General features: G+C 36.7%; 30 protein-coding genes and 4 pseudogenes. 16 read left to right on the top strand and 18 right to left on the bottom strand.

The window, feature by feature from the left end:
• Nucleotides 1–35 precede the first annotated feature (35 nt).
• Genes gpM through A9G48_RS05690 form a run of 3 tightly spaced genes read right to left on the bottom strand, consistent with a single transcriptional unit; the run spans nt 36 to nt 2,710 of the window.
• The gene (gene gpM / locus A9G48_RS05700) at nt 36–740 is read right to left on the bottom strand and encodes a phage terminase small subunit (protein ID WP_065575924.1); all 705 of its coding nucleotides are present in this window, start codon (nt 738–740) and stop codon (nt 36–38) included.
• A 48-nt stretch (nt 741–788) separates the two neighbouring features.
• Nucleotides 789–1,778, bottom strand: coding sequence for a phage major capsid protein, P2 family (locus A9G48_RS05695; RefSeq protein WP_065575923.1), 990 nt, complete (start codon nt 1,776–1,778; stop codon nt 789–791).
• Between the two features lie 41 nt (nt 1,779–1,819).
• The gene (locus A9G48_RS05690; protein WP_065575922.1) at nt 1,820–2,710 is read right to left on the bottom strand and encodes a GPO family capsid scaffolding protein; all 891 of its coding nucleotides are present in this window, start codon (nt 2,708–2,710) and stop codon (nt 1,820–1,822) included.
• A gap of 144 nt (nt 2,711–2,854) precedes the next feature.
• Here A9G48_RS05690 and A9G48_RS05685 point away from each other — a divergent pair, with 144 nt between their 5' ends.
• Genes A9G48_RS05685 through A9G48_RS05675 form a run of 3 tightly spaced genes read left to right on the top strand, consistent with a single transcriptional unit; the run spans nt 2,855 to nt 5,992 of the window.
• Entirely contained in the window at nt 2,855–4,648 is a 1,794-nt protein-coding gene (locus A9G48_RS05685; protein WP_065575921.1) for a terminase large subunit domain-containing protein, read from the top strand.
• Nucleotides 4,645–5,691 carry a phage portal protein gene (locus tag A9G48_RS05680; protein WP_141672964.1) on the top strand — a complete coding sequence of 349 codons (1,047 nt, stop codon included), beginning with the start codon at nt 4,645–4,647 and terminating at the stop codon, nt 5,689–5,691. The genes A9G48_RS05685 and A9G48_RS05680 overlap by 4 nt, the downstream gene beginning before the upstream one ends.
• Before the next feature lie 43 nt (nt 5,692–5,734).
• Nucleotides 5,735–5,992 carry an ogr/Delta-like zinc finger family protein gene (locus A9G48_RS05675; RefSeq protein WP_065575919.1) on the top strand — a complete coding sequence of 86 codons (258 nt, stop codon included), beginning with the start codon at nt 5,735–5,737 and terminating at the stop codon, nt 5,990–5,992.
• Here A9G48_RS05675 and A9G48_RS11590 read toward each other — a convergent pair.
• From A9G48_RS11590 to A9G48_RS05630, 11 genes are all read right to left on the bottom strand, one after another.
• Nucleotides 5,979–6,143: a hypothetical protein gene (locus A9G48_RS11590; RefSeq protein ID WP_176701999.1), complete on the bottom strand. Its 165-nt coding sequence runs from the start codon at nt 6,141–6,143 to the stop codon at nt 5,979–5,981. The two genes, A9G48_RS05675 and A9G48_RS11590, sit on opposite strands and share 14 nt — an antisense overlap.
• 181 nt (nt 6,144–6,324) lie before the next feature.
• Entirely contained in the window at nt 6,325–6,522 is a 198-nt protein-coding gene (locus tag A9G48_RS05670; RefSeq protein WP_065575918.1) for a hypothetical protein, read from the bottom strand.
• Nucleotides 6,523–6,853: 331 nt separating this feature from the next.
• A complete protein-coding gene (locus A9G48_RS05665; protein WP_065575917.1) occupies nt 6,854–8,926 on the bottom strand; it encodes a replication endonuclease in 2,073 nt (690 codons plus the stop codon).
• Between the two features lies 1 nt (nt 8,927).
• A complete protein-coding gene (locus tag A9G48_RS05660; RefSeq protein ID WP_065574067.1) occupies nt 8,928–9,113 on the bottom strand; it encodes a hypothetical protein in 186 nt (61 codons plus the stop codon).
• Nucleotides 9,114–9,144: 31 nt separating this feature from the next.
• The gene (locus A9G48_RS05655) at nt 9,145–9,966 is read right to left on the bottom strand and encodes a DNA adenine methylase (RefSeq protein ID WP_065575916.1); all 822 of its coding nucleotides are present in this window, start codon (nt 9,964–9,966) and stop codon (nt 9,145–9,147) included.
• Nucleotides 9,967–10,024: 58 nt separating this feature from the next.
• The gene (locus tag A9G48_RS05650; RefSeq protein ID WP_141672963.1) at nt 10,025–10,360 is read right to left on the bottom strand and encodes a hypothetical protein; all 336 of its coding nucleotides are present in this window, start codon (nt 10,358–10,360) and stop codon (nt 10,025–10,027) included.
• A 74-nt stretch (nt 10,361–10,434) separates the two neighbouring features.
• A complete protein-coding gene (locus tag A9G48_RS05645) occupies nt 10,435–10,659 on the bottom strand; it encodes a TraR/DksA C4-type zinc finger protein (protein ID WP_065575914.1) in 225 nt (74 codons plus the stop codon).
• Nucleotides 10,659–10,871: a DUF2732 family protein gene (locus tag A9G48_RS05640; RefSeq protein ID WP_065575913.1), complete on the bottom strand. Its 213-nt coding sequence runs from the start codon at nt 10,869–10,871 to the stop codon at nt 10,659–10,661. The genes A9G48_RS05645 and A9G48_RS05640 overlap by 1 nt, the downstream gene beginning before the upstream one ends.
• Nucleotides 10,868–11,209 (bottom strand): hypothetical protein, encoded by a 342-nt coding sequence (locus A9G48_RS05635; RefSeq protein WP_065575912.1) that lies wholly within the window; start codon nt 11,207–11,209, stop codon nt 10,868–10,870. Before A9G48_RS05635 ends, A9G48_RS05640 begins: the two co-directional genes overlap by 4 nt.
• Nucleotides 11,187–11,348 (bottom strand): hypothetical protein, encoded by a 162-nt coding sequence (locus A9G48_RS11585; RefSeq protein WP_176701998.1) that lies wholly within the window; start codon nt 11,346–11,348, stop codon nt 11,187–11,189. Before A9G48_RS11585 ends, A9G48_RS05635 begins: the two co-directional genes overlap by 23 nt.
• Nucleotides 11,349–11,350: 2 nt before the next feature.
• Nucleotides 11,351–11,596: a hypothetical protein gene (locus A9G48_RS05630; RefSeq protein WP_065575911.1), complete on the bottom strand. Its 246-nt coding sequence runs from the start codon at nt 11,594–11,596 to the stop codon at nt 11,351–11,353.
• Nucleotides 11,597–11,750: 154 nt separating this feature from the next.
• On the opposite strand from A9G48_RS05630, the gene A9G48_RS05625 reads away from it, so the two are divergent.
• The 4 genes from A9G48_RS05625 (at nt 11,751) to trhP (ending at nt 15,859) form a co-directional block, all read left to right on the top strand.
• Nucleotides 11,751–12,122 carry a helix-turn-helix transcriptional regulator gene (locus tag A9G48_RS05625; RefSeq protein WP_065575910.1) on the top strand — a complete coding sequence of 124 codons (372 nt, stop codon included), beginning with the start codon at nt 11,751–11,753 and terminating at the stop codon, nt 12,120–12,122.
• Between the two features lie 27 nt (nt 12,123–12,149).
• The gene (locus A9G48_RS05620; RefSeq protein WP_065575909.1) at nt 12,150–12,713 is read left to right on the top strand and encodes a hypothetical protein; all 564 of its coding nucleotides are present in this window, start codon (nt 12,150–12,152) and stop codon (nt 12,711–12,713) included.
• A gap of 20 nt (nt 12,714–12,733) precedes the next feature.
• Complete coding sequence (locus tag A9G48_RS05615; RefSeq protein ID WP_065575908.1) at nt 12,734–13,741, top strand: phage integrase; 1,008 nt, start codon at nt 12,734–12,736, stop codon at nt 13,739–13,741.
• Nucleotides 13,742–14,515: 774 nt separating this feature from the next.
• Nucleotides 14,516–15,859 (top strand): prephenate-dependent tRNA uridine(34) hydroxylase TrhP, encoded by a 1,344-nt coding sequence (gene trhP, locus A9G48_RS05605; protein ID WP_034945434.1) that lies wholly within the window; start codon nt 14,516–14,518, stop codon nt 15,857–15,859.
• 60 nt (nt 15,860–15,919) lie between these two features.
• Here the strand turns inward: trhP and A9G48_RS11815 are convergent.
• The 4 genes and pseudogenes from A9G48_RS11815 to gpt form a co-directional block, all read right to left on the bottom strand.
• Nucleotides 15,920–16,441 (bottom strand): annotated as a pseudogene (locus tag A9G48_RS11815) (gamma-glutamyl-phosphate reductase); the annotation flags it as partial.
• Nucleotides 16,428–16,733: pseudogene (locus A9G48_RS11810) on the bottom strand (amino acid kinase family protein); the annotation flags it as partial. The pseudogenes A9G48_RS11810 and A9G48_RS11815, both read right to left, overlap by 14 nt.
• 27 nt (nt 16,734–16,760) lie before the next feature.
• Nucleotides 16,761–18,017 (bottom strand): alpha/beta hydrolase, encoded by a 1,257-nt coding sequence (locus A9G48_RS05595; RefSeq protein WP_065575907.1) that lies wholly within the window; start codon nt 18,015–18,017, stop codon nt 16,761–16,763.
• A 23-nt stretch (nt 18,018–18,040) separates the two neighbouring features.
• Complete coding sequence (gene gpt / locus A9G48_RS05590; protein WP_080715877.1) at nt 18,041–18,577, bottom strand: xanthine phosphoribosyltransferase; 537 nt, start codon at nt 18,575–18,577, stop codon at nt 18,041–18,043.
• Nucleotides 18,578–18,723: 146 nt separating this feature from the next.
• Between gpt and A9G48_RS05585 the strand changes: the two genes are divergently transcribed.
• The 9 genes and pseudogenes from A9G48_RS05585 to A9G48_RS05550 all read left to right on the top strand — a co-directional run.
• Nucleotides 18,724–20,187, top strand: coding sequence for an aminoacyl-histidine dipeptidase (locus tag A9G48_RS05585; RefSeq protein ID WP_034945439.1), 1,464 nt, complete (start codon nt 18,724–18,726; stop codon nt 20,185–20,187).
• A gap of 242 nt (nt 20,188–20,429) precedes the next feature.
• A pseudogene (locus A9G48_RS12175) lies at nt 20,430–20,636 on the top strand (PAAR-like protein); the annotation flags it as partial.
• 180 nt (nt 20,637–20,816) lie between these two features.
• Nucleotides 20,817–21,128 carry a hypothetical protein gene (locus A9G48_RS11945; RefSeq protein ID WP_255309147.1) on the top strand — a complete coding sequence of 104 codons (312 nt, stop codon included), beginning with the start codon at nt 20,817–20,819 and terminating at the stop codon, nt 21,126–21,128.
• A gap of 12 nt (nt 21,129–21,140) precedes the next feature.
• A complete protein-coding gene (locus tag A9G48_RS05575) occupies nt 21,141–21,788 on the top strand; it encodes a polymorphic toxin-type HINT domain-containing protein (protein ID WP_034945443.1) in 648 nt (215 codons plus the stop codon).
• Nucleotides 21,785–22,639 (top strand): hypothetical protein, encoded by an 855-nt coding sequence (locus tag A9G48_RS05570; RefSeq protein WP_034945445.1) that lies wholly within the window; start codon nt 21,785–21,787, stop codon nt 22,637–22,639. The genes A9G48_RS05575 and A9G48_RS05570 overlap by 4 nt, the downstream gene beginning before the upstream one ends.
• Nucleotides 22,640–23,144: 505 nt before the next feature.
• Entirely contained in the window at nt 23,145–23,756 is a 612-nt protein-coding gene (locus A9G48_RS05560) for a hypothetical protein (protein ID WP_065575905.1), read from the top strand.
• 266 nt (nt 23,757–24,022) lie between these two features.
• Nucleotides 24,023–24,244 (top strand): annotated as a pseudogene (locus A9G48_RS12170) (NucA/NucB deoxyribonuclease domain-containing protein); the annotation flags it as partial.
• A 4-nt stretch (nt 24,245–24,248) separates the two neighbouring features.
• A complete protein-coding gene (locus A9G48_RS05555; protein ID WP_081299248.1) occupies nt 24,249–24,803 on the top strand; it encodes a hypothetical protein in 555 nt (184 codons plus the stop codon).
• Between the two features lie 196 nt (nt 24,804–24,999).
• Nucleotides 25,000–25,548: hypothetical protein (locus A9G48_RS05550; RefSeq protein WP_065575904.1), on the top strand; the 549-nt coding region annotated here is incomplete at its 3' end.

Below are 25,548 nucleotides of genomic sequence, written 5' to 3'. Positions count from 1 at the left end.
CGCATCCGCTGGGCACTGGCGTTGTGTGTAGTCTGTTATTTACTTAATGCGTTAATTCGTTGCTCAATATTGCCTAGCATTGTTTTAACGCCCACTTTGGCATAAATATTTTGCGCCCGAGTTAATAACTCTTTTGCCTGATTTAATACTTCGACGTTATCGATTGCCGTGGCTTTTGGTGCGCCGTTTTCATCACGTAATAGATATAAACCGGCAAACTTGTACCACTCAGCTTTATCTGATTCGTATAATCGCCATTTATTTTTAACTAACTCAAAAACTCGACTAAAATACGGCTCAACAGAATGCCCGTTTGCGGCCGTTGTTTCGACCCAATTAAACATCTCACGGGCAACAAACCCCGGCAGTTTCATGCTCCAATTTTTTGGCGTGTTTTGATTTTGTTCTATTGCAATTTCTGCCCAGTCAAGCCCTTGATCGAATTGCTGAGTATCAAACAACCAAACAATGCACCAAACAAAAATTGGGTTAGGGTAGACTTTACCCTCCTGTAAATATCGCTCAACTTTCGGCATCCATTTGGGCAATACAACGTTTAATTTATATTCGTTGCGCTCTGCCATATCATTACCAAAGGTACGCAGGTATTCGATATCACGTTCAAGCTCAGCATTAACAATATGCAAGCTACTTTTTGAATCAACCAACACCGCTTTTTCTTGACTGATTTGTGCAACTTTTTCCCGGTGTTGCTGAAATGGTGATAAAACAACTGTCATATAAAAACCTTTTATTGAGCCGCCAATAATAACTAGCGGCGTGGTTAATTAAACGAATGAGATAGCACTTTCATCAATCGATACGTACAATTCCGGTACTTCTAATGCATAACCTTCATTACGCCAATACTTGTTTTCGAATTGTTTACGATCTTGAACATCTTCGGCCGCCCGGCGACGTGAACCTTTTTGCGTGTAGATGTGAAGATTTTTAAGCGTGGTTGCTACAATACGTTTACCGGGCATAAATGGCGGCACAAATGCCTTTTTACCTGCAATAATCGTATCAAGCTGAGCCGCTGCCAAATTTTCCGTTGGCGTATCAGCTTTGCTATATAAGCGGAATTGTTCACGAGCAAGCAAATCACTGCCGACTAAGATAACAATATTAGGATCGTTACGGCATTCAACCGGTAAATGATTAACTAAATCCGACGCCATAGCGTCTAATGTTTCATAACTACCACCCGGGCCTAATGTAACCGGAGTTGTTAACACCTGAGATCCACCGTTCCACTCTTTAGCGATTTGATGCCAGCCTTTGTTAACATCTTCACCATTTGGGTACTGATCAGGATCGGAAGTATTTGCAACACTAACACCATTAAAGCCAATGCGAAGCATATCTAGTGCGAACTGCTTATCGATGAAATCTTGCATCATGCGGAAAAATTCACCCTCACCGCCGGAGTTAGCCCAGACGCTTAACGTAGCCCAATCTAATGCCGCACATGAGTCGGTTTCGCTTAGTTCGTAGGTGTTACCGTCTACGCCTAATTTTCTGATAAATCGACCGCCTGACTTTCGTCCCGTCAATAATTGAGAAGTACCCGTAACAACAACTTGCCCTTTCAGTTGATCAACGTCAAAACACGTTATCATTTGTAAAAACTCGGTGCTGTGTAAAATTGCCTCGCGGAGGCGGGTATCCATTGGATTCGATAACGAAAACTGCTTAGTAATATTCGTAACACCGGCTTGCTTAGCTAGTGCCGTGCAATATTTTTGTATTAACTGTTCTGCTTTTTGATTTAACATGTGTTTATCTCGGTTTTAGTTTTATCTTGTGATTAAAGTACTTAGTGCAAATCAATGCTAAATGCTTGTGAACCAATACCCGGTTTTTGACTTACGGGGGTTTTCATCAATGCATTAAATTTATTTGTTAATGCTTTATGTTCTGCTTTGAGTTGCGCCATTTCTTTTTTAATTCGTGAAAACTCAGCATTGTCTGCCGCTTCTTCGGTTACTTCTTGAGCTTCCTCAATGTTATCGATTGCTTGTTCAGCTTTTTCTTGAATTTCTTCGGCTGTTGCTTGTGCTGCTTCGACATTCCCGCTTTCAAGCTGTTCAATCAGTGTCTTTTTTTGTTCTTGCAGTTCTGCAATTGTGCTCTTAGCTTCTTCAAGCTCGGCAAGCAATGCATCAATTTCGTCTTGTGTCATGCTAAAATTCTCTCTTTTAGTGAGTTTTGATAAATTAATTTTTTTATTTGGTAAGCAATTATTTTTTTCAGAATTAAATAGTAAAACCGGCTCAGCTCGAAACCTCTTTTTATTGGCTGAAAAAGCAAGCCGTGAAGTTCCTGTACTCGCCGGCTGATCGGTAGCAGCCAAGCCGACAAGGTAAAAATCGCCGTCTTCCGGAAAGTCGGGTAAAATTTCAATTGATGAATAGATTTTCTGTTCTTGTTCATTCATAGATTGAAAAATAGCGTTAGCACGCAATCGAGCCATTAATCTTAGTTTTCCGTCTTTTTCCTCTAACTTTAATTCTTCAACCGTGCCCAAGTTAGCGGAAAATTGCCGCCAAAATGGTTCTTCATGCTCACACCAAACCAATGCCTGATATAATTCTGCACTGTAATTTTTTACAACACTTTCGAGCCATTCACGTTTGATTTCTCGCCCGTCGATTGTTTTGCCTTCTTGAGCAATGCATAACCAATCACTGATTTTGATTTCTGCCATATTTTTAACTTGGTTGAATTGATTTAAATGATGTGAGTATGTTAACGGCTAGTAATTTAGTTTGCACGGCGTGCGTTTCGGATATAAAGCCTTTTCCGAAAAGGGTTTGATGAATGTTTTATGTGATTACTAGACAATAGTTACATGAGATACAATACCGAACTAATTAAAGCAGCGCAGGCGCTATATTTAAAGCGTCACACGCCAAAAGAGATAGCCAAATCGTTACATTTAAAAAATGTAAGGATCGTTTACTATTGGGCGGAAAAGTATAAATGGTCGTTACTATTAAGTGAGGAATCGGTCGAAGATGCGATCAATCGCCGACTAGCGTTATTAATCGGTCGAGATGATAAAACTGAACTTGAATTAAAAGAGATTGAAAGCTTAGTTATTCAGCACGTCAAGCTTGTTAATGCTCGTTCTAAAACCCCAAAAAAGGCAGAATCAACCGAAATTACGAACAACGTTAATACTGCGGTAAATAGTGAACAAAATTTACAACAATCAAACGAAAAACCTGGTAAAAAGCCACGCCGACGCCGAAAAAATGACATATCAGGCATTACAAAAGAAACCTTTGACGACGTAGCACAAACGCTTTTATATCCGCACCAGCTTTATGTTAGAGAACACAAGCAAGCATCACGCTATCGCTTTATTTTAAAAAGCCGCCAAATTGGTTTTACGTTCTATTTTGCATTCGAGGCGTTTGAAGATGCGGTATTGACGGGCAATAATCAAATATTTGTATCATCATCAAAAGCACAAGCACGGGTTTTTTCAATGTATATAAAGCAGATTGCAGGTAAGTTTTTTGGTGTTGAGATCAAAGGTGGCGACTTTATTACATTGAGCAATCATGCCAATTTAATTTTATGCGCCAACAATGTAAGCACAGCTCAAAGTTACAGCGGTAACGTCTATTTTGATGAAGTTTTTTGGATGTCCAAATTTATCGACCTGTACACCGGCGCCAAAGCTATGGCAACGCTAGGGGATTTTAGAATAACGTTATTTTCAACACCAAGCACTAAAGATCACCCATGTTATAAATTATGGTCGGGCGAAGAATGGAAAGATGGATCACCAAAACGGAAAAATATCGACTTCCCGGCCGATGAAACGCTGCGCATGAATGGCACAATCTGCCCAGACAAGTTTTGGCGGTTACTTATCACGATGGAAGATGCAATCAACCTCGGTTTTGATAAAGTTGACATTGATGATCTAAAAGATTCGAACAGCACCCAAGCTTTTAAAATTCTGTATTGCTGTAAATTCGCTGAAAGCGGTAAAGGTGTTTTTGACTTTGAAAAATTGCAAAAATGCATTACTGATACTAGCAAATGGCAGGATTTAGACTTAAAAGCCGATCGGCCATTTGGAAATCGTGAAGTGTGGGCGGGCTTTGATCCGAGCCGAACACGTGACAACGCTACGTTTGTGCTAGTTGCTCCGCCGTTACACCCCGATGAAAAATTTCGGGTACTAACTATTTATCAATGGCGTGGCATGAACTTTAAATATATGGCCAACGAAATTAAAAAAATCAAGGCTAAGTTCAATATTACTTATATTGGCATTGACATAACCGGGATCGGCTACGGTGTTTATGAACATATTAAAGAGTTTGCACGGCGTGAAGTTCGAGATATTCACTATAACGTAAATATCAAAAATCAATTAGTTTTGAAAATGGTTGACGTAGTGGAAGAGGGGCGGATCGAGTGGGACGAGGAGCAAAAAACCTTAATCACGGCGTTTATGTCAATTGAACAACAAGCCACAGCCAAATCAAACCAGATCACATATGCCGCTAGCAGAACCGAACAAACGGGGCATGCCGACGAATTTTTTGCTATAGCGCACGCGGTATTTAATGAACCATTAAACAACACTAAAAAACGTCAATCAAAATGGGTATTACAAAAATGATAAATCTGTTTAAACGAAAAAAAGCACAAAAAACCGCTCGAATGAGTTCAATCGCATTTGAACGACCCGAAACGGTATTAACTGATCTAACGTACTATCATAATGCCCGCAATGAATATGAACGTGATTGCTATACGATCCCGATTGACCGGCTCGCCCTGTCACAACTGCCAAACATCAACGCACAGCACGGCGGAATAGTGCAAGCACGGCGTAACATGTTACTAAGCACGTACAAAAGTGGCGGATTAAGCAATATGCAAGCCATGTCGGCTTTTTTAGATTTAATTATATTTGGTGATTGTTATCTGCTAAAGCTGCGTAACGCCTTTGGTAATGTTGTGGGATTGACGCCGCTAATGTCGTTATATGTCAGAGCACAAAAAAACGATGATGAAAACGAAATAACTGGCTTTGTTTTCCCAAATAAAAATGAAACGATTATTTACCCGGTTGAAGATGTAATTCAAGTAAAAATGCCCGACACACAGCAACAAGTTTACGGTCTGCCTGATTATTTAGGTGGTGTAAATAGTGCCATGTTAAACAGTGAATCTACTATGTTTCGCCGTCGCTATTATAATAACGGGGCGCATATGGGTTACATTTTTTACGTTAATGACCCGAATATCACCGATGAGGTCGAAAATGAGATAAAAGAACGGATAGAGAACTCTAAAGGCGTGGGTAACTTTAAAAATATGTTTGTAAGTATCCCCGAGGGCAACCCCGAGGGTATAAAATTGATACCCGTTGGCGATCTAAACTCGGCCAAAGATGAATTTGCTAATATCAAAAATATTTCAGCACAAGACCTTTTAAATGCGCATCGTTTTCCTGCCGGCCTTTCGGGTGTTATTCCGGCCAACGGATCAAATACAGGGGATGTTACAAAGTTACGCAAGAATTATATGGCAACTGAAACCAAGGTTTTACAGGATTTAATTCGTGATTCAGTGAACAGCGATCAAGACATCATTAATTCACCATTTTCTAATCGATTACTATTTGATTTTGAAGTAATTATTTCAACAACTGATTAAAATATGTTATAATTGGCTCGTGTAGAACTTCCCGGGGAATAACATGAGCCGAACACCTTTATTATTCTGTCCCGAATGCGGCCAAAAAGCCGTAATAACCAAAACCGCACGAACCCACAAACTGCTAAATTATCAATATTGTTCATGTTCAGATCCTGAATGCGGCTTGACGTTTAGAATTAAATCGGAATTTGATAGAGTGTTAAGCCCGAGCGCAAAAGGACTAGATAGATTAAATGCTTATTTAGCCAGTCATGGCAATAATTCACAACTGGCTTTTGATGTGATTAATCCTGCGTAGTTTTGTCAATTTCTTTCATTTTTAATAATATTTCATGCAACAAACATAAGCCGATTTTTATATCATTGTTTGATAACTCAGCATCAATCATTAATTTGTTTAAAAATTCGGCTTGCTCTAACTTAATGCTATTTATTGTTATTTGATCCATTCTTTCACCCTTTGTTAACTGTGCATATATACAGTATATTTATACAGCTATCACTTGGCAAGAAAAAATTAAAAAAATGTGATCAGTGTCTAACTATTTGATTATTAATACATAAAGCCGCATAAAAAAACAGGTAAAAAATAAGCAGATTACAAAGCTGCCGAATTAACGACAGCCATTTCTATTCAGATTGTTCAATCACAGAATGCAACAAATCAGCAATACAGCAAATTATCACCATGAAATCGGTTGGAGTTGAATGTGCATTAATGCAATTACGGGCGATTGTTTCGGCTTGTTCGATTTTTGCAAAATTATTTAGATGGATGATAACATTTTCTGATGTGTCAACTGTTGTAAGTTGGTTAAAGTTTTTCATAGTATTTACCTTTGTATAATAAATTAAGTAAACACCAACAGCGATTCCAAGCGCTGGCGGTGAACTGAATAAGGTTGGAATTCCGCCTACAAAGAAAACGGCGAGCCTTTCGGCTCCCTTACCCAGCCACCATTGAAAAGGTATGACTAAGCGCGCATAAAAATACCGCGTTGAGCGGTTATGCTCTTTGTAAGTTTAGGATTCCAAGCCTAACGTTAGATTTTGCTAACGTATTTTTACTATATATCGATTTTAGTTTTATTGTCAACATGTGTATTAATTCCTGTTTTAAGTTGAAACGGTATAGATTCCTGAAAGTTTTTTACAAAATTTAAAAACTCCACTCTATATCCGGCGGCGTACCACTCCATTTTTGGCGTAAGTCGATTATGGCCAACTTGTCTTTAACCCATTTTATTAGTAATTTGTCACTAAATTTTAGTTCCCGACCCGCTAAAAGATGATTTAACTGATGAGAATTGTAATTGATTTGATGTTTTTTTAGCTCATTTATCACTTTTTGACGCTGATCGTCCTGTGGTGATTTTTTAACCTCCGTACAGTTATTGACAGAACTCCAAGGGGCGCATTCGCGCCTATTTTTAGAGACAATAGCCCATTTAATTAGCCGCGTACAAATAAATGACGCAGCACCAACCAGCGGCGAAAAAACACCCTTTATTTTTTGTATAGTCTCCTCGAATTGATTTTGCTCGTCCTCGTACGAAATTCTGACCCGCAGGTCTTTGCGCTGAACCATCGCACCCCCCTGTAGCTGCGTATACGCCGCCCAGTCGCCCGCATCGGCTGCGGCCAAAACCGGATCAATAGCTGGGCTTTCGACTTTTTGACTGCCGAGTCGACGCAGTTCACGCCACACGGTTACTGGTGCGCCGCCGATCTGCTGAAATTGACGAATGCCCCAGCGGTTCGCCCAAGCCGTTACGTTCTTCGCCATTTCTTTTAGGTTTTGTCCTGTTTCGTCGTCCGTTTCATTATCTAGCTGATAGCCATCAATATTTTTTGAGATGTACTTGGCAATATAACCCGTTGCAGTGCCTTTCTCTTTTTCGATATTTTCAAACTTAAAGCGGGCGTACTGTGCACCTTGTTCGCTACCGTCCGCCTCCAATGCGTATGATCGCATAATGTCGTAAACTTGCTGCTTATGTTCGGGCAACATAAAAACCAATATATGCCAATGTGGTGTCCCGTCGTGATGCGGCTCAGCAACTCTAAAGCCAAAGATTTTGATATTTTCACGATTAAGCTTTGCCCTGATTTTTGCCCATACGCCACATAAATAACGCTGCGTGTCCCGTGGCGTGCCGCCGTTCCAGTTTTTCACAAAACCACCTTTGGCGTGTACTGAGTGATATTTAGATGGTGCGGTCAATGTTATAAATGCCCCCTCATAGCCGTACTCGTCGGCGATATCCTCAAAGCCTCGCATACGGACCATTAATTCGCAACGACGGATTGCAGGGTTGGCATTTGATTTATCGACCTGTAAAACTAACTCGAACTGTTCGCCGGTTTCGACATTTTCGATACATTGATTTTTTAACCATTCTCTATTTTTTCTTTTTTGCTCTTTCCATTCACCCACGCAAGTGCGGCTTGCGTAAGGGCTTGCGGATTTCTGAACTTGCCCAGCGGCAATAGCTAAATGTTCACGTTGAAAAGCCCACTGGCGTTTTAATCTGCTTTGCCACCATTTGTTATCTGATAATTTTGCCAATGCGATAACAATTTGCTGTTCACTGATTTCACCTTTTTTATAATCAGCAAAATAAGGGGCTGTAATTTTTAGCGGCTTGAGTTGCCCTAATGCAAATTTATAGATAGCTAATTCGTGAGCGTTATTGCTTAACTTAAATTCGTCAGTTTCTAAAAACTTAATAATTAGACTGTGCATATAGTTAGCAATCTTCCCACCAAGTTCTTCAACGTCGATTTTGTCTAAAATTGGTAATCTCGATAATTGCTCATAAAATTCTTGTACAATCAGGCTTTCCCCTGCATTTTTGATTGCGTATTGCTGTTGCACTTCGGTACATCGAGTTAGTCCACAAGTGCGTAAATAAGTATTGGCTGTTTTTGAACCTTTTTCTTGATACAGGGTTGCATATTTGCGAGCAAAATAACTACCAATAAATTGCGGGACGTCACTAAAATACGGGTGAAAATAGTCATACTCATGCGGAATCTGTTCCCATAGTGGACGCTCAATAATTGTTAAATCACGAGGCGCACGGTGGGCTGTTGCGTATTGTGATTTTTGTTGAATGAATTTAGTCGGCAAAAATTTACCGACGGTATCGTAAAAATCACGCATACCAGAAAGCAGGGCGTGTTTAACCCCGTCACTTAATATTGGTAGATTCTGCGTGATTGTAGTCATGTTATTTGCTACGTTTTTTATTACGATTTTTTCGCGCCACTCGGCGGGCTTTTGCTATGCCTGTAGGCGTGTGTGCGGTTTTATTTTTGCCTTTGCCTTTCCTCAATTTCTGTGGCTGCATAACGATCACTGAACGTTCCAAAGAGTTAGCAGCACGTAATAAATATTTACATATATAATTGAACACAGTTACACCTCCCTAATTTTGATGATGATTGTTAAAGCATATCCGGCGTTAATACGCCTATGATTTCTTTTGCAGGCTCGCGGTTACCATTTGCCGCAACCGACCGCGGGGCGTCGATTTCGTAGATTTCGAAATCACTAAAAATACCTCTTACTATTGCGTTGTTACTGTTTGATACGATCGCAGTTGCCCCACGCCTGACAGCATGAACCAGTAAATCACGTAGCAATTTCGTAACTGGGTAATTAAATTTGTGGGGAGTGTAGCCGGTGAAAATATCGTTTTTAGTGCCCGAAATGTACGGCGGATCGCAATAAATAACGTCGCCCGCCTCGGCCATTTCGATCGCCGCTCTAAAATCTGCTGCTATTAATGTAACTGGGGTAGAAACCAGCTTATTGCTGAATGCGATTAGCTCAGCCTTGGGGAAATAAATTTTTTTATATTTGCCGCTCGGCACATTAAATTCACCTTTTTGGTTATAACGACAAACACCATTAAAACAATGACGATTTAAATAGATAAACTCAACGGCACGCTCCAACGTAAAGGGTTGCGTTATATTGCAATTAAAGCGGCAGCGAACTTCATAAAAATCGATGTCACTATCAAATAGTGATTGAGCGGTATTTACTAATCTGACTAAATCATCACGTAGCCAGCAATAAACATTAATTAAATCACGGTTTTTATCAGCTAATATATAGCTATTATAATTTGTATTGATAAACACATTACCCGCCCCAACAAACGGCTCTATTAGCCGCTTGCCGTCTGGCAAGTGAGGTAATAATTGAGGAATAAGCCGACCTTTACCGCCGACCCATTTTAAAAAGGATTTTTCTACACACATTTTTTGAGCCTTAAAAGATTTGGGGCTGATTGCCCCGATTGATTATTGATTGATGAATTTATTCTGTTTCGTATTTTTTGACTTCAAACTCAAGAATATCTGTAAAGTTATCAACCGCGGAATCATATAAACCGATTGCTTCACAAACAATCGCATCGCTACCGCACGCAATAGCAAAGATTGTTGCACACTTTAATTCTTTTACTTGCTCTTTAGAGATGCTCATTACTCGCACGCCATAACCCACAATTAGCTCAAACTGATAATCATCTACATTTATAACTTTAATTGTTTTGCAAGATTTATTTTCAAATTCACAAAGCATCTGCTTTTCTCCTTTATTTTTTTGTTTGAAGTAGCGGTGTTTCACGCTGCAAACACCAAGATTTTTCAAAGTGATCCGCAAGTTTTTGCAGTTCCGCAAGTATGCGGACGTGCTGCGGGGTATAACCCATGGCGGATCGCAATTTATTTACTAACCCCATGCTTTACCTCGTGTTCTTCTTTTTGCTTACAATAAACACACAAACTACAACCCGGCACGGCGTCACGCCTTGCCTCAGGTATTGGCTCGCCACATTCGTGGCAATAAAGCGAAGACACTCCACTGTAAACCTTTGCACTTGCATTTTTCACAGCCGCGGCGACAATTGTTTCAATGTGTGCTTGTGCAATATCTGCTAAATCTGTCATTAAATATCTTCCCGTTGTTGCGATCGCATGACTTCGGCTTCTTGTTCTAACAGCTCCGCCGATTCGATCGGTGTTAAGCAGCTGGTGCGGATATGTGTAGCTAGTCGTTCCAACTTTGCCGTAAATACGTCACAGAGTCCGCTTTTTGTTTCTTCTTTTGCTTGATTTAGAGCCTGCAATAATGCATCGCCCGATAATGCTGTCATTTTCATTTATGCCACCTGTATTTTGTTTCTTTCTTAAAATCCTGTTCTTCACATAGTCCGAATGCATCAATAATTGCTTGCAACCTGCGTAAACCTTTCTTTAAGTCGTCGACTTCTTTATCTGTCAGATTGTCATATTGCATTTGCCAAGCATGAGTAAATTGACTATCTGAGTTATAAATTTCCGTTGTACGCAATTCGATGCCCGACGCGCTGAGCAATAAACGTTTTTGCCCGGGCTTTAAATTGTTAAAAGCAGAACGAGCCAGACTACGTTTACCGCTCAAAATTTGATGAAACTCACGCAATAAGCTGCGTGGGTTAACTGTTTGTTGGTTTTGCATGGTTTTCACCATTCACTAACTTAATTACTTGCCCGTTTGACTTTTCGATATAGCCTTTCGGATTGTGGCTATTAATCTTGATATAAATTAAAGTCGATTTATTAGCCGACTTTGGGCTTAAATAGATTGCGTGGCTCATACTTAACCCTCAAAAATTAAATTGATTCGTTTTTTACTTTCCATTGCCGCACCTGCTGAGATATCGAACATATTAATCAGTGTACGGGTACGGCTTGATTTTTCTGAAACAGGTTTCTTCTTGACCGGAAGCTCCCCTTTTTTGACATATTTTTTAACTGTTTCAAGAGGTAAACCGGAAAGTTCAGCGTATCGTTCGACAGTTACCCAAGGTCCAAACTTTAAAGTTATTGAAATTGGTTCGCTCATAGTGCATTATGTCCTTTTTGGAATTATTGACCTTTATTGACCTTTATTGATATTTAAAAATAACCATATTGTGTTTTTTAATTAATTTAAAACACAATATGGTTAATGTCAACACTTTATGGTTAATTTTGTTTTTGTGCATTTGAGAGGGGAAATGGTTAAGTTTGATAATAGTAAAAATGTTGTTAACAGAATGGTTAATGCATACAAATTGAAAACGGTCAAAGCATTGTGTAGCCACTTTGATGTGGGGTTAAGCGTTATAACAAATAGAATATTAAGAAATTCTTTTCCTGCTGAATATGTCATTCAATGTGCATTGGAAACTGGGGCTGATTTGAGTTGGCTTTGCACGGGCGAGGGTGAGCCAAACATCGACGGTATCAAAACAGAAAAAAAATCAATTGAACTATCAAGCGAAGCGTTGGAAAAACTGGAACGAATTGCAGCACTAAAAAAGGATAATTTAATCACTGAAAGTGAATATCAATTATTAAAAGGTAGTATTTTTAAGAACCAAGTTTAATTTACAGAAATAAAAAAAGGAAATGGGATGACAATTTCAGAGTATTTATTAAAGGCAATTGAATCAGGTGAAGTGCTTAATATTATTTATCATGGCGGATCAAAACCGGGCGGAATGAGAACAATTATACCGCGTAGTGCAGACGGCGGAGCGCTGAGAGCGGTAGATGTTGAAACAAACCGAGTAAAGTCATTCAGTATAAAAAAAATAGAAATTCTTGACGAGAAAAACGAGATAATTAAATTTGATATTGATGAAAAGAAAATAGAAGAATTCCAGAGCTTAACAATAGAGCGAATCTATGAACAATATAAAGATACGCTAGAAGGATTTGGTTGGCAGACTTTTTTACAAAATGGCATGGATGACTACTGGAATGAGATAACATACATCACCTTGCACGATTCATTCAAAAACGGAAAGCCTAGGGCAAACCCCAATGTATACATATATCAATCCGAATCGAAACATAGACCATTCGGAGTGGGAAGCGTAAGAATGGAAACAAGGACATATTCAAATTTAAACAATGCATTAAAGCTGTTCCTAGAAGAAGCTAAAAATTGTGAAATAAAGAATCCAAGAAAATAACAAAAGGCTAAAATTCTGGGATGAGCGTACGCAAGCAATCCAACGGCAAATGGCTGTTTGAAAAATACTTAGAGGGTGGCAGGCGCATCCGCAAAACCTTTGCAACAAAAGGCGAAGCGCTTGCCTATGAAAGCTATATCGAAGAACGAGCAGCTACCAAGCCTTGGATTGCTGAAAAGCAAGATCGGCGGCGTTTGTCTGACTTAGTGAATACGTGGTATTTATCACATGGAAAAACACTAGCGGACGGCGAGAGAGAAAAGCGGATATTAGACTTTATTTGTGAAAGCCTAGGGGATCCACTTGCCGATAACTTCACTACAAAGGATTTTACAAATTATAGACAAAAGCGATTAAGCGGTGAAATTTACAGAGTAAAATCTAAACAAACAGTATCAAAAAGGACATTGAACTTAGAGCTTGTTTATTTACGCTCCGTCTTTAATGAGCTAAAAAGACTTGGAGAGTGGGACAAGCCAAATCCCTTGGAAAATATAAAACAGTTCAAAACAACAGAGCAAGAAATGGCGTACCTTACAGCAGAGCAGATCGATGCTGTGCTAACAGAAGCTGCGTTAAGCACAGATAAAGAACTGTTACTTAAAGTAAAGATAGGGTTGTCAACTGGGGCGCGTTGGTCTGAAATATGCGATCTGACTGCATCACAAATAAAAGACGGTCGGATTACATTTATCAAAACAAAAGGACGGCGTAACCGTTCAGTACCGATCGCGCAAGAGCTATTAAACGAATTACCCAAAACCAAGGGCAAGCTATTTAAATGTACTATTAGTGATAAATACTTTCGAAAAATGATTGAGAAGTGCGGCATTGATTTGCCCGACGGACAACTAACTCATGTATTACGCCACACTTTTGCTAGTCATTTTATGATGAACGGGGGCAATATCTTGGTACTACAAAAAATACTTGGGCATACTGATATTAAAGTCACAATGCGTTATGCTCACTTTGCACCCGATCACTTGGAGGAAGCAGCGGCATTAAATCCACTAATTAAACGCTAAAAAATGGCGGTAAAATGGCGGTCGAGTTGCCCCTTATCGACCATTAAAGACCTTTATTGACATTGTAAAATATTGATTTATTTATAAGTTGTTGTTTTTTAATGTGTGAGTTAAGGATTGCAAATCCGTCTACCTCGGTTCGATTCCGGGACGCGCCTCCATTTTAATAATCTTTATTTAGAATAATCTTATAATCACTTTATGCGAATTTGTCATTAATCAAATATTGTATATTAACGATTTATATTAACTTTAAATATGTCAACATGTTTTTAATATTTATTTTTTAGTTTATTGAGATAGGCTATGAGCTATTTTAATTATCATGCGAAAGCAAAGAATCTAATAAAAAAAGGTTGTCTTATTCGGTATGAATTTGTAGATAATTGGAATAACATTAAACCGGCATTAGTTTTATATTTTAATGGGGCTAAACCTATGCCTATTAGGGAATATCGCTGGAGTGAATATTTACCTTTACTTAATAATGCTGATTAAATTATTTGCAATAAATGTTTTATCTATAATTTAATTTTCTGTCTTTATACAATAAGATATTTATTAACTTTTAGTGCAGTAGGCTTATAAACATTTGCTATGCTGATAATAGCTGATTTATTTGCTTTGCTTTTAAATAAAGCTAAATATGGTGATACTTTGATTGCTTTGATAATATATATTTGCCAATCAAAATTCTAAAGCGTAAAATGCCCTCTATTTTGCTTAACCTATTACTTAATATGTAATACTGACTTGAAATCAGAGGCATTTTTGATGACACTTTTATATGCTAAACCAGAATTACTTTCTCCTGCCGGTTCTTTAAAAAATATGCGTTATGCGTTTGCCTATGGGGCTGATGCGGTATATGCAGGGCAACCTAGATATAGTTTGCGGGTTCGTAATAATGAATTTAATCATGAAAATTTAGCAATTGGTATTAACGAAGCCCATGCTCAAGGCAAAAAGTTTTATGTGGTAGTTAATATTGCTCCTCATAATTCTAAACTCAAAACTTTTATTCGTGATTTAGAACCCATTGTAAATATGAAACCTGATGCTTTCATCATGTCAGATCCAGGTTTAATCATGTTAGTTCGCGAACATTTTCCTGATATGGAAATTCACTTATCTGTACAATCGAACGCTGTTAACTGGGCAACAGTAAAATTTTGGCATCAAATGGGATTAACTCGAGTCGTTTTATCGCGTGAATTATCACTTGATGAAATTGCTGAAATCCGTGAAAAAGTTCCTGAAATGGAGTTAGAAGTGTTTATCCATGGCGCATTGTGTATGGCATATTCTGGGCGCTGCTTGCTTTCGGGCTATATTAATAAGCGTGATTCAAATCAAGGAACATGCACTAATGCCTGCCGTTGGGAATATAAAGTTGCTGAGGGTAAAGAAGACGAAGTGGGGCAAATTGTACATAAATGTGAACCGATCTCGGTAAAACAAGTTGAACCAACATTAGGAATTGGTCAAACTACTAGTAAAGTATTTATGCTTGAAGAATCAGGTCGCCCAGGTGAATATATGCAAGCTTATGAAGATGAGCATGGTACATATATTATGAACTCAAAGGATTTAAGAGCAGTGGAACTAGTAGATGATTTAACAAAAATTGGTGTCCATTCGCTCAAGATTGAAGGAAGAACTAAATCTTTTTATTACTGTGCAAGAACAGCACAAGTGTATCGCCAAGCTATTGATTCTGCCAGTGAAGGTAAGCCTTTTGATCCTCGCTTGTTACAAGATCTTAATGCTCTCGCTCATCGAGGGTATACAGAAGGATTTTTGCGTCGCCATAAGCATGAGGAAATGCAAAACTACGAACATAGCCATTCAGTTTCGGAAAGGCAGCAATTTGTTGGTGAGTTTTCTGGTAAACGATTAAATGGGTTGGCTGAAGTTATCGTAAAAAATAAATTCTCTGTTGGAGATAGCGTTGAAATTATGACACCGAAGGGTAATAAAACTTTCACGATTGAGCGAATGGAAAACAAAAAAGGACAACCTGTTCCTGCTGGTTTAGGTGATGGACATATTGTTTATATTCCAATTCCTGAAGAAATCGATTTAAATTATGCATTATTAATGCGTAATTTTGATTAGTTTGGTTAAGCATAAAAAACTGTTCGGAATGCTCGAACAGTTATATTAAACAGAATCTTATTATTGACGAATTAAATTGTCTCCATAACCTATCCATTTATAGGTAGTTAAAGCTTCAAGCCCCATTGGTCCGCGTGCATGTAGTTTTTGTGTACTAACTGCTACTTCTGCACCTAATCCAAATTGCCCACCATCAGTAAAACGTGTTGATGCATTGACATAAACTGCAGCTGCATCAACCTGATTTACGAACTGTTCTGCATTAAGCAAGTTACGCGTGAGAATGGATTCTGAATGACCCGTACCATATTTGCGGATATGCTCTACAGCCAGCTCAAGTGAATCAACAATGATCACGTTTAAATCTTTTGATAACCATTCTTGCTGTAATTCTTCATTTTTTACTGGTAGGATAGTTGCATTACCTGTTTTTAATATGTCATAACAGTCTTGGTAGGTATGTAATACGACGTTATTATCTGCCATGACCTGACAAAGTTTTGGTAAAATTCGGTGGACTAGTAACGTTTCAAGCGTATTACAAGTGCTTGGACGCTGAGTTTTGGCGTTGGCAATAATAGATCTTATAGATAGAAAATAGCTGTTCCCAAAGTTGAATAAGCTTACTTTGTCCAACAGAAGCGAGCAATTGCTTTGAAGCAACGGTATTAGGTAGAGTGGGGTAGTTAAGATATTCGCGACCTGCTGCAATTGCACCTGATGTAACAATAATAATTTTATGTCCATCTTGATGTAAAAGTGCGCATTGTTGAATAATTTTAATTATTTGTGCTTTATCTAATTGCTTAGAGCCACCAGTAAGCACACTAGTACCTAATTTAACAACAATTGTTTGTTGTTTTTTGTTGCTCATAATATTACTCTTTTGTTTAAACGTGAATTATAGAACTGACTCCATCCATTTTACTGATTGTGTTAACGCTTGATGCAAGCTTTTCTGTAATTGTTTTTTAGGAACAGTTACTACTTTGTTTTGTTTCGTTGAATGAATTAATTTTGCTTCACAAAGATCACTTAACTTATCACCCTCAAAGAGGATATTCATAACAGGCACATGACAAGAATGAGTTAAAAGTCCTTGATTTTTTAGTGAAAAATAATTTAATTCTGCTGCCAATTGTTGGTTGGATATTGAAGGTAATCCCAAACGGCTAGCTAACATATCTTTATAACTATTCGGTAGATTTTTTTGCAGATCTTTATCAACAAAGATTTGATGAATAAACGGAGTAAAATTAAATACGCCTTTTATTTTATTTGGCATCAAATAAGCTAAGCGTGTAGCAATATGCGAACCAAACCTAAATCCAGCAACAATAATCCGATGATCATCTATCCATGGAACAGAAGACAACTGCTCTAATATAGCTTGATGAATTTGGCTACTATTTTGTGATAAAGAAAAGTTACGGCTATAACCAACAGTTGGTAGATCAACAGTTAGCATGGCAAATCCAAGCGGCGCTAAAAATTCACTAAAATAACGATAATAATCGATCTGCAAATTGCCTAACGCATTACAAATCAACACAACAGGGCAAGTCCCTTCGCATTTTGGTAAATGTAAAATTGTTTTGACACTACGATTATCGACTTTAAATTCCAGTTCTTTTATCAAAAATGGCGAAAATTGAAGAGCTTTTGCATAATATTGATAAGCGCATGTTTGGGCATACATTGCTAGCTGGTCATTTTTAAAATGAGGATAACTAGCAATACTTGCATATATGCTGGCTATAAGATAATAATTGTGTAAATTATTTTTATTTTCATCTATAAGATTTGCTTCATCAATTGATTCAGCTTTAGCTTGCCATACTGCCGCTTGATTTAAAAATTCATAGGTCCAGTTGCCAGATTGATAACCAACAACAGTGTCTAGGCAGGTATCATTTGTGTGGATTCGAGTTGAAGCGGCAATTTTTGATAAAACCGCTTCAGCCTCTAATTTGGGTAATCCACGCCAATGCCATAAAATGGGATTAATAATTCGATACCATCTGAAGTCAATTTCCCCATCTAAGGTGCTAATGCTACTACCATTACTATTATCAATGCGATTGATAAGTGTTGAAGTTTCAGGATAATCAAATTGTGGTTTAAATATCTGTTCAGTTAGATTTTCGGTAGTTGCCATAACAACCTTAACTTCCTTATCAATTATTTATGATCGCTAATAGGTTTAACAAACATGACTCCTGTATCCCATGGCTGTTCAATCCAAGTATCTTGTGCAATATCGACAACATAATCATCAACAAGTGGTTTGCCAGCAGGTTTTGCAAAAATAGTAACAAAGTGAGCTTTTGGGTATATTTCACGGATAGTATGAGCGGTATTACCAGTATCGACCAAATCATCAACAACAATAAAACCTTCACCATCGCCATTAGCTTGTTTTAATATTAATTTTTCTCTTTGGTGATCATGATCATAACTTGAAATGCAAACAGTATCGACATAGCGAATACTTAATTCTCGGGCTAAGATAGCAGCAGGCACTAATCCACCACGGCTAACGGCAATAATACCTTTCCATTGATTTGCAGGTAATAAGCGCTCAGAAAGTTGGCGCCCATAGGATTGCAACATTTCCCAAGTAACATTGAATTTTTTCTTTTCAGCAATAAGCTCTGCCTTATGTTGTTTTTTGGCTTGTATTTCTTCTTCTGTTAATAAAATTTGATCTGTTGACATTGAGTAACCTGCAATTTTAATCGATTGTATGAATAAATAAATATTAATGAACTAAAAATAGATGTAAAATTGCACCTTATTATAATGTGATTCAATAAAAAAAACCACTCATTAATTTATTACATACTTAATATTGAGGTTATATTATGCTTTCTACCTTAACGCCTAAATTTGTTTGGCAGATTTTTAATGATATTTGTAAAATTCCGCACCCATCTCACCATGAACAAATGATAACTAAATATATTGTCGATTTTGCTAATACTCATGGTATTGATTGCAAACTTGATAAAGTAGGTAATATTTTGTTAAGTAAACCTGCTACCAAAGGTATGGAAGAGTGCCCATCAATTGCATTACAGGCTCACATGGACATGGTGCCACAAAAAAATGAAGGTACTAGTCACGACTTTTTAACTGATCCAATTCAAGCTTATGTCGATGGTGAATGGGTAAAAGCCAAAGGAACGACATTAGGTGCTGATAATGGCGTTGGGTTAGCATCTGCGTTAGCCGTTTTAATCGATCCTGCTGTTGAACATGGACCGATTGAAGTATTGATAACAGTATCAGAAGAAACTGGGATGCACGGTGCCTTTGGTTTACAACCTAATTGGTTAAAAAGTCACTATCTAATTAATACTGATTCTGAAGATGAAGGCGAAATATTTACAGGATGTGCTGGCGGCGTTGACTTTACTACAACCTTTGCCGTTACTTATGCAGTAATGCCAGAAAAGCATGATTGTTATATGAATATTTCACTTAAAGGATTAAAAGGTGGACATTCAGGTTGTGATATTCATCTTGGTCGTGGTAATGCAATTAAATTGATGGCTCGTTTTTTAGCGCAATATGCACAAGATATCTCGTTTAGATTAGCTGATATAAAAGGTGGTTCACTACGTAATGCAATCCCAAGAGAAGCCTTTATTGAAATTACACTAAATAAACAAGATCTGCCAAAATTAGAAGCCATGGTTAAACAATATCAAACAATTTTACATAATGAGTTAGGTCATGTAGAACCTGCTATCGAAATAACGTTATCGGAAGTTGAATCAAACAAAGTAAAACGCGTATTAACTACAGAACATCAAAATAAAATTATAAGCTGGTTAAATTCAGCGCCTAATGGTGTAGTTAGAATGAGTAATCAACTTCATGGTGTGGTTGAAACATCGCTCAATTTAGGTATTGTCAGTATTGAGGACAATCAACTTAATGTCCATTTTCTAATTCGTTCTCAAGTCGATAGTGCTAAAGATGCGGTTGTATCAACTTTGATATCTCTTAGTCAACTCGTAAATGCCAATTATGAAATAAGCGGTGGTTATTCAGGATGGGAACCTAATTTAGATTCACAACTACTAAAATTAGCCAAAGATAAATATCACGAAATTTTTTCTCAGCAAGCAAAAATAATGGTGATTCATGCAGGTCTTGAATGTGGTTTATTCAAACAAAGTTACCCAAATATGGATATGATATCAATTGGACCAACGATTGTTTCGCCGCATTCACCAGATGAAAAAGTTAATATTCAAAGCGTTTATCGTTATTGGGAATTATTGATAGCAATCTTAAAATCAGCAAACCACCTAAAATAATCTAACGTGTACCTGCCGATCTTTATCGGTAGGTATTTTGAAGATATTGCTCGTGTTTATATTTACTAAAAAAACAATTCAAAGAAGAATTACAGTTAATTAAAAATCCTGAAAAATGGGCTGAATATGCCTTTTCAAGCCTTAATCATCAACAATATTATGTGACAATCTTAGCAGGAGAAACTCCCTTAGCTTGCATAAATAATTCATTTTATGGAATAGACCTTAGCTTTTTAGAATAAATAAACGGATGTAAAGTCTGCACCGCCGCCGATAAAATTCCAATAACCAATATACCCGCATTTGGGATATGTCAAAAAACGCAACAACCTTGCGTACCGGTTCCGTTAGAATGGAAAGACACCTACAAAGTAAAAGTCAAAGGCAACCAAACCCTACTCTATAAAAGCACCTTACCGTGCAGTTTGGGCGGCAAAATAGAATTTATAACCAGCGGACAAATCCCCGTAAGCCGAGAAGACTTAGATAAACTAACCGAAGAAAACGCCGAAGACCCGCCGCAAGAAGAAGGCTTAAGTTGGTGGGATGCAGTAGAAATAGTACCCTTTGCAGGCGGTGTGGTTGGTATGGTACGTTCAGGAATTAAAGGAGACTGGGTAGGATTTGGATTGAGCGCAGCCTCTTTAGCACTAGATATAGGAGGTTTATTTTCATTTGGCGCAGGAAATGCCGCTTCAGTAGCAGTAAAAACAGCAAAACTGGCCAAAGCGGCCAGTAAAGTAGGCAAGGCAGCATCCAAAATAAGTAAAGCCGCCCTAACCGCAGGCGGAAAACTGCTAACCAAAGCAAGTGCTAAAGCAGCAGCCAAAGCCCTTGCCAAAAAAGCCGACGACATAGCCATACGATACGGCAAAGTATGCGTATTCGCTTGTTTCCCGGCCGGAAGGCCTGTTCACACACAGCAAGGCATAAAAAAATAGAACAAATACGCGATGGAGATCGGGTATGGTCGCAAAACCCAACCAATGGCGATAAGCCTAAAAAAAGTAACCGCCATAATCCGCAAACAGATAGACACCACCGTACAAATAGAACTGGAAGGCGAAACCATAGAAACCACCGCCGAACACCCCTTCTACACCAAACAAGGCTGGAAAGATGCCGCCGACCTCACCGAACAAGACCACATAAAAACCAAAAATAAAAAATGGTACCGCGTAAAAAGACAAAACTTTCTTTATACTAAGAAAAAAGTCTATACTTTTGAAGTAGAAGACTGGCACACCTACTTTGTTGGCAAACTCGCTTGGCTGGTGCATAATGCTAAGCCTTGTTTGAGCGGAATATTCAAATTCATAGAAAGATATGGGATAAAATCTTACAAGGAATTAAAGGCATTAGTTAAAGGAAAAGGTCTTCAAGTTCATCATTTTATTGAAAAAAGATTTGCAAATATATTAGGTGTAAATAAGAGAGAAATTCTATCTATTGTGTTAACAAAAGAAGAACATCAAATCTTCACTAATGCATGGAGAAAAGCTATACCATACGGAACTAAACCTACTAAAGAACTTATAACCAAAGTAGCAAAAGAAATATATAAATACTATCCAGAAATATTAAAAGTATTAAAATTATGAAAATAAAATATAGATTTTTTAAAAATTTTTCCTTAAAAGAAGTTTGTAAATTAAAAAATATAAATATTTATGTCGATGTGGGATGTGATGCTTTTACATTCTATGAAAATGACGAAACGAACGAGCAACTTCAATCCATATTCGGAAGCAACTATAAAAACTATGTTACTGTTGTCAAAACAGAATTTTCAGAAAACGAAAGAATTAATGCCGATTATTTATCAATTAAGTCTAGTAAAATATTGGGATATCCTCAACCAGAAGACTTAGATGGAAATGATGAATTGGAAAAATTTCCTTTTAATGTTTTTCCTTATTTAAACAATGTATTTGAAATAACAAAAAGAAGTGAGCATTTTGGAATTATTAGAGGAAAGCAAATTGGAAATATCTCACTATTAAGCGAACCTAAATGGAATAAAAAGGGTATAGGAACAATATATTGGCTTGAAGATACATTTTTTACTACACCTTCAATTTATGAAAATATATTTAAACCACTAAATATACAAAGCAAAAGTGTAATTGGGTATGGTAATCAAAAACCTCTAGTTACAGTAGTTCAATTGTTACCACAAGGAATATCCTCATCTAAATTAAATATAAATGATAATAATATAGATGAGAAAACACATATCCCAGAGTGGGAAATTACTAGGTTTCATTTAAACAATAAAGGATTTTTTCCGTCTTTTGAAAATCATCCTGGAAATTTTGATTTTTTTGTATCTCAAGAAAATTTTGGTTCCGGTCATGCCAATTATAAAGAAGTCTTTGTATCGCAAAAGCTATATCAACTTTTAAAAAATAATAATATAAAAGGACTAGATTATTACCCAGTAAAGAAATAGTAAGCCGAAAATTTACACAGTTAGGGAAAGTAACAGAAAGAACAGCAAAAAAATATATTGATGAACTCACTAGCAAATACGCCCCCGGTACCGTTATTAAAAACCCCGAGCGTAATGCGGAAAAATTTCCAAAGAAGTTTTAGAGTACGCGGCAAAACATAACATAACAATAAGAGATATAAAAAGTCTATACTTTTGAAGTAGAAGACTGGCACACCTACTTTGTTGGCAAACTCGCTTGGCTGGTGCATAATGCTAAGCCTTGTGGTACTGATACAATTAAAGGAGTTATTAATTGGTCTTCTAAAAGTGTAAAAACTTTTGGACATACATTTTTGAAGCATGGACAAAATAATTTCAAAAAATTACAAGAAGTTGCAAGGAAAAAAATATATCACAAGGTATATGGAAAAATGATAAAGAAGCAGCTAAATTAATAGAACAAAATTTTAATAAATTAAAAGTAGGAGAGAATATTATAGATTTACCTAAAGGTTTAGGGCAAGTGATTAAACCTGATGGTTCAGTTGTTGAAGCTACAAAAGCTATTATTATAAAAAATCCTGATGGCTCAACTAATATTTTAACTACAGCTTACCTTAAAATAATACCTCAAAAAAAAATGAAATTTGATTTAATCATTGAAAAACCATTAACGAAACTAACTGACTTTAAGTTTGAGTTATATGATAAAGATTCCTTAACAGAGGCACTTTCTATCATTGAAGATGCTATTTATCAAACTCATAAAATAAAGTTTTATTTCAATTCACTAGGTGAAGTATGGAACGTTACTGTATTTGGTGATCTCTCTGTTTTTCTGGAACAATTAGATGATATATTAAAAGTCACAAAAGGTGTTAAAAAACAACATATCTTAGATTTTTACGAAGTAGGAACAAATAGAAAATTACTTTTAATTCATGATAAAAAAATAGTTGAAATTAAAAACATTTCAACTACTGGTTGGAAACCTTCTATAACAGCCGAAACACAAGATGACTTAAACAATCAAATATTATTTTTTGTGAAGAAATTGAAAGGTATTGTAGAAATAATATGCCCAGAAGTGAATCAAATAGCTATAATAAAAAAGTGGTACAACTTATTTCAATAAAATTAAATGTGAATTGTAAAACTAAACAAGACAAATAGAAGACTGGCACACCTACTTTGTCGGCAAACTCGCTTGGCTGGTGCATAATGCTAAGCCTTGTATTAATGCAATAAAAGGAACTTCGGAAGCAATAAAGAACAGAGTTCATCAAATTTCTAAAAAAAATATCCGAACCATACTAAAATGATTGAAAATGCGATAAAAAAGGTCATCCAACTAAAAACTTAAAACGAGGAAATGGAACTAATGCTGCTAAAAAGAATCGTTATGAATCTCAAAAAGCTATATGTAAAAAAAATGGTGCTCCTCAGAATGGATATGATTATGATGAATATCCTTATGCCTCAACAGAACAAGGAGGTAGAGGAGCACATATAGAAGAAGTCGCCAGTGCAGAAAATCAAGCAGCAGGAAGGGATTTAGGAAATTTTTATAGAGAAAATGATATTAAACCTGGCGATACTTTTGACATTGAATTAATTGAATAAAATTATGGAACAACAATTTATATTGTACTTACAACAATCAGATAAGTTAAGAAGCGGTTATTACACAAGTTTACTCCCCATATATAATAATTGGGAAGTTAAATTAAAAGAAGTTATGAATGAAATCCCTGAATTATTTAAAATAATCTATAGTAGAATATCAGGAACTAAATATGAAATTGATAACCAAATATTCATGGATTTTGTACCTGGTTTTTTATTAATACATATTTTAGAGTACCATCAAAATTATCTTGATTTGAATAAAATAACTAATAACTTAGAAACAAAAGGAATTTTTTATCCTATTGTTAGAAATTATTCTTCTGATTTCATAGCAATGGATAAAGACTTAAATAAGATTTATTTAATATATCATGATGATCCCAAAATTTATTTAATTCATAATGATGCAAATAAGTTTTTAAAAACATTAAATGAAAATTACAAGCAAAACGTCTATTTTCTTGATCAAGACGGTTATTTAGATTATAACCAAGATTTAGAATATAAAGTAGCAAAAGAAATAAATAAAGATATTGATTTTTGGTTTGAATAAAAAATGTTCTAAAAGATTGAAAAAAATATATTGATGAACTCACTAGCAAATACGCCCCCGGTACCGTTATTAAAAACCCCGAGCGTAATACGGAAAAATTTCCAAAGAAGTTTTAGAGTACGCGGCAAAACGTAACGTAACAATAAGAGATGTATCAGGTAAAATATATAAATAAATCAAATAAAGGAAATAAACTATGACAGTAAAGTATTTAGGTTTTTTTATGCAGAAAATAAAAGACCAAACAAGTTCAGTAAGCAGATGGGACACATGGAATAATACTAAATTTGAGAAAAAAGTAGAAAAAGGCAAACTCACCTCTGAAGAAGTAGCTAAATATAACCATGAGCATTTATTGGGATATGAGTTTTGCGTATTACACTCCGAAAAATCACTTTACCCCTATTGTTACGTTACGATAGTGCCTAGAAATAAACATGTTGGCGTTAATTTTATCGATAATGAAGGTCGTGAGTATTTATCTTATCTTTTTCATGAAGTAAAAGAAGACCGCACCTTATTTCTACGAGAAGTTTGGTTTTATCAATTTATCCCAGGAAACAGCAGCGAAGAGCAAGAGTACCGTATGCACTTTGCATTTGATCAGGACGGAAACTACGCTGCCCGAAAATATATCGATTCTAAGGGGAAATACGAAGATTACGAAGGCAATCAAAAACTTGACTTTTCAGGCTTATACGAAAAATATCCCGAATTTGGACAATACGAAGGCATAATCCAACTT

It is taken from the genome of Gilliamella sp. wkB18 (assembly GCF_001690875.1).
Lineage (GTDB): Bacteria > Pseudomonadota > Gammaproteobacteria > Enterobacterales > Orbaceae > Gilliamella > Gilliamella apicola_A.
This window is presented reverse-complemented; position numbering and strand designations above follow the sequence as displayed.

What these genes read in the sequence shown, in the direction of transcription:
- gpM (WP_065575924.1), bottom strand. Translation starts at nt 740, where the DNA reads ATGACAGTTGTTTTATCACCATTTCAGCAACACCGGGAAAAAGTTGCA.
- A9G48_RS05695 (WP_065575923.1), bottom strand. Translation starts at nt 1,778, where the DNA reads ATGTTAAATCAAAAAGCAGAACAGTTAATACAAAAATATTGCACGGCA.
- A9G48_RS05690 (WP_065575922.1), bottom strand. Translation starts at nt 2,710, where the DNA reads ATGGCAGAAATCAAAATCAGTGATTGGTTATGCATTGCTCAAGAAGGC.
- A9G48_RS05685 (WP_065575921.1), top strand. Translation starts at nt 2,855, where the DNA reads ATGAGATACAATACCGAACTAATTAAAGCAGCGCAGGCGCTATATTTA.
- A9G48_RS05680 (WP_141672964.1), top strand. Translation starts at nt 4,645, where the DNA reads ATGATAAATCTGTTTAAACGAAAAAAAGCACAAAAAACCGCTCGAATG.
- A9G48_RS05675 (WP_065575919.1), top strand. Translation starts at nt 5,735, where the DNA reads ATGAGCCGAACACCTTTATTATTCTGTCCCGAATGCGGCCAAAAAGCC.
- A9G48_RS11590 (WP_176701999.1), bottom strand. Translation starts at nt 6,143, where the DNA reads ATGGATCAAATAACAATAAATAGCATTAAGTTAGAGCAAGCCGAATTT.
- A9G48_RS05670 (WP_065575918.1), bottom strand. Translation starts at nt 6,522, where the DNA reads ATGAAAAACTTTAACCAACTTACAACAGTTGACACATCAGAAAATGTT.
- A9G48_RS05665 (WP_065575917.1), bottom strand. Translation starts at nt 8,926, where the DNA reads ATGACTACAATCACGCAGAATCTACCAATATTAAGTGACGGGGTTAAA.
- A9G48_RS05655 (WP_065575916.1), bottom strand. Translation starts at nt 9,966, where the DNA reads ATGTGTGTAGAAAAATCCTTTTTAAAATGGGTCGGCGGTAAAGGTCGG.
- A9G48_RS05645 (WP_065575914.1), bottom strand. Translation starts at nt 10,659, where the DNA reads ATGACAGATTTAGCAGATATTGCACAAGCACACATTGAAACAATTGTC.
- A9G48_RS05640 (WP_065575913.1), bottom strand. Translation starts at nt 10,871, where the DNA reads ATGAAAATGACAGCATTATCGGGCGATGCATTATTGCAGGCTCTAAAT.
- A9G48_RS05635 (WP_065575912.1), bottom strand. Translation starts at nt 11,209, where the DNA reads ATGCAAAACCAACAAACAGTTAACCCACGCAGCTTATTGCGTGAGTTT.
- A9G48_RS11585 (WP_176701998.1), bottom strand. Translation starts at nt 11,348, where the DNA reads ATGAGCCACGCAATCTATTTAAGCCCAAAGTCGGCTAATAAATCGACT.
- A9G48_RS05630 (WP_065575911.1), bottom strand. Translation starts at nt 11,596, where the DNA reads ATGAGCGAACCAATTTCAATAACTTTAAAGTTTGGACCTTGGGTAACT.
- A9G48_RS05625 (WP_065575910.1), top strand. Translation starts at nt 11,751, where the DNA reads ATGGTTAAGTTTGATAATAGTAAAAATGTTGTTAACAGAATGGTTAAT.
- A9G48_RS05620 (WP_065575909.1), top strand. Translation starts at nt 12,150, where the DNA reads ATGACAATTTCAGAGTATTTATTAAAGGCAATTGAATCAGGTGAAGTG.
- A9G48_RS05615 (WP_065575908.1), top strand. Translation starts at nt 12,734, where the DNA reads ATGAGCGTACGCAAGCAATCCAACGGCAAATGGCTGTTTGAAAAATAC.
- trhP (WP_034945434.1), top strand. Translation starts at nt 14,516, where the DNA reads ATGACACTTTTATATGCTAAACCAGAATTACTTTCTCCTGCCGGTTCT.
- A9G48_RS05595 (WP_065575907.1), bottom strand. Translation starts at nt 18,017, where the DNA reads ATGGCAACTACCGAAAATCTAACTGAACAGATATTTAAACCACAATTT.
- gpt (WP_080715877.1), bottom strand. Translation starts at nt 18,577, where the DNA reads ATGTCAACAGATCAAATTTTATTAACAGAAGAAGAAATACAAGCCAAA.
- A9G48_RS05585 (WP_034945439.1), top strand. Translation starts at nt 18,724, where the DNA reads ATGCTTTCTACCTTAACGCCTAAATTTGTTTGGCAGATTTTTAATGAT.
- A9G48_RS05575 (WP_034945443.1), top strand. Translation starts at nt 21,141, where the DNA reads ATGGAGATCGGGTATGGTCGCAAAACCCAACCAATGGCGATAAGCCTA.
- A9G48_RS05570 (WP_034945445.1), top strand. Translation starts at nt 21,785, where the DNA reads ATGAAAATAAAATATAGATTTTTTAAAAATTTTTCCTTAAAAGAAGTT.
- A9G48_RS05555 (WP_081299248.1), top strand. Translation starts at nt 24,249, where the DNA reads ATGGAACAACAATTTATATTGTACTTACAACAATCAGATAAGTTAAGA.